General features: G+C 48.1%; 7 protein-coding genes. All 7 read left to right on the top strand.

What is annotated here, in order from left to right; genetic code table 11:
- Positions 1–39 precede the first annotated feature (39 nt).
- Complete coding sequence (gene rpsJ / locus A1355_RS09600) at positions 40–351, top strand: 30S ribosomal protein S10 (protein WP_020484801.1); 312 nt, start codon at positions 40–42, stop codon at positions 349–351.
- Positions 352–381: 30 nt separating this feature from the next.
- On the top strand, positions 382–1023 hold the full coding sequence (gene rplC, locus A1355_RS09595; RefSeq protein WP_064027404.1) for a 50S ribosomal protein L3: 642 nt from the start codon (positions 382–384) through the stop codon (positions 1021–1023).
- 12 nt (positions 1024–1035) lie between these two features.
- Positions 1036–1656, top strand: coding sequence for a 50S ribosomal protein L4 (gene rplD / locus A1355_RS09590; RefSeq protein ID WP_064027402.1), 621 nt, complete (start codon positions 1036–1038; stop codon positions 1654–1656).
- A complete protein-coding gene (rplW, locus tag A1355_RS09585; RefSeq protein WP_064027399.1) occupies positions 1653–1952 on the top strand; it encodes a 50S ribosomal protein L23 in 300 nt (99 codons plus the stop codon). The genes rplD and rplW overlap by 4 nt, the downstream gene beginning before the upstream one ends.
- Before the next feature lie 38 nt (positions 1953–1990).
- Positions 1991–2818, top strand: coding sequence for a 50S ribosomal protein L2 (rplB, locus tag A1355_RS09580; protein ID WP_064027397.1), 828 nt, complete (start codon positions 1991–1993; stop codon positions 2816–2818).
- A gap of 12 nt (positions 2819–2830) precedes the next feature.
- Positions 2831–3103 carry a 30S ribosomal protein S19 gene (rpsS, locus tag A1355_RS09575; RefSeq protein WP_064027395.1) on the top strand — a complete coding sequence of 91 codons (273 nt, stop codon included), beginning with the start codon at positions 2831–2833 and terminating at the stop codon, positions 3101–3103.
- Between the two features lie 9 nt (positions 3104–3112).
- Positions 3113–3339, top strand: a 227-nt coding sequence (rplV, locus tag A1355_RS09570; RefSeq protein ID WP_064027406.1) for a 50S ribosomal protein L22, incomplete at its 3' end; no start/stop codon positions are given.

The following is a 3339-nucleotide window of genomic DNA, read 5'->3' as shown; positions in this document are numbered from 1 at the left end:
GGTGCCGGCGTCGTGGCTTCTATCATCGAGTAATTAACCATGGCAAATCAAACTATCAGAATCCAATTAAAGGCATTCGATCATAAACTCATCGATCAATCCGCCGGAGAGATAGTAGAGACAGCGAAGCGGACTGGCGCCCAAGTTAAGGGTCCGATTCCTTTGCCTACTAGAAAAGAAAGATTCACAGTACTTATTTCGCCTCACGTTAACAAAGATGCGCGCGACCAGTACGAGTTGAGAACTTATAAGCGGTTGCTTGATATAGTCGAGCCAACCGATAAAACAGTCGATGCCTTGATGAAGTTGGATCTGGCGGCTGGCGTAGATGTACAAATCAAGCTGAAATAAGCAGTAAGTAATAATTTTGAGGATTGGCAGATGTCAATAGGTCTTATTGGTCGTAAATGTGGTATGACCCGGATTTTTTGCGAAGACGGTTCAGCGGTACCAGTAACTGTGCTCCAAATTGACTCGAATAGGGTCATACAAGTGAAAAGTATCGAAAAAGATGGGTATCGTGCGGTTCAAGTTGCTGCGGGCGATATCAAGTCTTCGAAAGTCAATAGAGCAATGGCCGGTCACTATGCATCTGCCAACGTTACAGCGGGTAGGGGTTTGTGGGAGTTTCGGCTGAGCGACGAACAAGGTGTCGATTTGGCGCCCGGCGCATCTTTGGACGTAAATGTTTTTGAAGCCGGACAAAAAGTGGACGTGTCCGGCACAAGTATCGGTAAAGGTTTTGCCGGTACGGTTAAAAGGCATAACTTCCGTACTCAGGATGCAACGCACGGTAACTCGCGATCTCACCGTGTACCCGGTTCGAATGGTATGAATCAGACCCCTGGACGGGTTTTCAAGGGCAAGAAAATGTGCGGTCAGATGGGTGCGGTGAAAACCACGGTACAAAACCTGACGGTTCATTCTATTGACTCTGAAAGGGGGTTAATACTCGTCAGAGGTGCTGTACCCGGTGCTAAGGGCGGTGATGTCGTCATCACACCAGCAGTCAAGAAAGGTTAATAAGGTTAATTTATGAGTTTGCAAATACCTGCAATAAACGGTGGAGACGCAGCTCAAGCGCTCGATGTCTCTGAAGCCGTATTCGGTCAAGAATACAACGAGACGCTGGTGCATCAACTGGTAACAAAATACATGGCTGGGGCTAGGGCCGGAACGAAAGCGCAAAAGACTCGCTCGGACGTGAGCGGAGGCTGCGCTAAGCCGTGGCGGCAAAAAGGCACTGGACGTGCACGCGTTGGTAGCACTCGCAGCCCAATTTGGCGGACAGGCGGTGTTACATTTGCCGCCCAGCCCCGTTCGTACGACCAAAAGTTGAACAAAAAAATGTACAAAGTAGGCATACGCTCAATCTTTTCAGAGCTTTTAAGACAGGGGCGTCTTGCGGTTTGCGATGACCTCACTCCTGCCGTGCCAAAGACCAAAGAGTTCCTGAAAAAAATCAGCGGGATCCAGGTCAAACGTCTACTAGTAGTGGCTGAGGATTTGAACGAAAATCTGATTCTTGCTGCCCGGAATATTCCTTATGTCGCAGTTGTAACACCGACCAGCGTCGATCCGGTGTCTTTGGTTTCGGCTGACAAAGTCATTGCCACTGCGGCGGCGTTGAAACAAATTGAGGAGCGATTGGCATGAGTGCTCAAAAAATTAAGTTAGCAAATGTGCTGCAGGCCCCAATCATTTCAGAAAAAAGCACAAACGCTGCGGATCAAAACAACCAGTTCGTCTTTAAGGTTCAAAAAACTGCTAGCAAACTACAAGTAAAGCAGGCGGTCGAGCTCATGTTCAATGTAAAAGTCGAATCAGTTCGGGTTTTGAACGTGAAAGGAAAAATAAAGAGATTTGGACGCAGTATCGGTAAACGCTCTGATTGGAAAAAAGCATACATAAAGCTTGAATCCGGTCATAGCATCGAATTGGCAACGGCATAGTAAGTTTTAATTAGGTTAATTAGGAGCGGTAGAAGAGCATGGCTATTCTGAAATCAAAGCCGACATCTCCAGGTTCTCGGTTTGTAGTGCGTGTACAAAATAATGATTTGCATAAGGGTAAGCCATTTGCGCAACTACTGGACAAAAAAGGGAACACTGGCGGTCGTAACAACATGGGGCGAATCACCACGCGCCACATCGGCGGAGGACACAAAAAGTTCTACCGTATCATAGATTTCAAACGCAACAAGACAGACATTCCGGCTGTTGTTGAACGGATCGAATATGACCCAAATCGGACTGCGAATATCGCGTTGGTGTTATTTAAAGACGGTGAGCGCCGCTATATTATCGCGCCCAAAGGCATTGAGCTGGGTCAAGAAATACTGAGTGCCGAAACAACGCCAGTTAAACCAGGCAATTGCATGCCATTGCGGAACATGCCACTTGGCACGACTTTGCACTGCGTAGAGTTGCGGCCGGGTAAAGGAGCTCAAATCGCCCGGAGCGCCGGAACGTCGGTGCAATTGGTCGCGAAAGACGGCGCCTACGTTACAGTTCGCCTGCGATCCGGTGAGATGCGTAAGGTCTCCGCAGATTGCAAGGGTGTCGTCGGCGAAGTATCTAACTCCGAACATAACTTGATTTCGTTAGGGAAAGCCGGTGCGAAGAGATGGAGAGGCGTTCGCCCGACAGTGCGCGGTGTCGCAATGAACCCGGTCGATCATCCCCATGGTGGCGGTGAAGGGCGCACTTCCGGTGGTAGACACCCGGTATCACCCTGGGGTACCCCTACTAAGGGTTATAAAACGCGCAAAAACAAACGTACTGACAATATGATTGTCAGACGCCGTAAGCAAAAATAAGAGGTATCTGACGTGCCACGTTCAATTAAAAAAGGTCCATTTATCGATCACCACTTGTTGAAGAAAGTAGACGAAGCGGTTCGAACGAATAATAGGAAACCGATTAAAACCTGGTCTAGAAGGTCGATGATTAGTCCTGAGATGTTGGGGCTGACCATAGCGGTTCATAACGGAAAACTACACGTGCCGGTCTTGATTACCGAAAATATGGTTGGTCACAAGTTGGGTGAGTTTTCGCCAACGAGAACCTACAAGGGCCATATTGCTGACAAGAAATCGAGATAAGGAGTGAATGTGGAAGTATCAGCAAAATTGAGTAACGCTCCGCTGTCTGCTCAGAAGGCAAGATTGGTTGGCGATCAGATTCGCGGTTTGCCGGTTGAAAAAGCGCTAAACCTGTTGAATTTCAGCTCAAAGAAAGCCGCCGCAATTGTTAAGAAGGTTTTGGAATCGGCAATTGCGAATGCAGAGCATAACGAAAATGCCGATGTCGACGAGCTGAAAGTATCGACGGTCTTCGT

This window comes from Methylomonas koyamae (genome assembly GCF_001644025.1).
Lineage (GTDB): Bacteria > Pseudomonadota > Gammaproteobacteria > Methylococcales > Methylomonadaceae > Methylomonas > Methylomonas koyamae_A.
The sequence above is the reverse complement of the archived record's forward strand: the minus strand, read 5'-3'. Positions and strand labels throughout refer to the sequence as shown.

Excerpts from the sequence above, each read along its gene's own strand:
- rplB (WP_064027397.1), top strand. The coding sequence starts at position 1,991 with ATGGCTATTCTGAAATCAAAGCCGACATCTCCAGGTTCTCGGTTTGTA.
- rplD (WP_064027402.1), top strand. The coding sequence starts at position 1,036 with ATGAGTTTGCAAATACCTGCAATAAACGGTGGAGACGCAGCTCAAGCG.
- rpsJ (WP_020484801.1), top strand. The coding sequence starts at position 40 with ATGGCAAATCAAACTATCAGAATCCAATTAAAGGCATTCGATCATAAA.
- rplC (WP_064027404.1), top strand. The coding sequence starts at position 382 with ATGTCAATAGGTCTTATTGGTCGTAAATGTGGTATGACCCGGATTTTT.
- rplW (WP_064027399.1), top strand. The coding sequence starts at position 1,653 with ATGAGTGCTCAAAAAATTAAGTTAGCAAATGTGCTGCAGGCCCCAATC.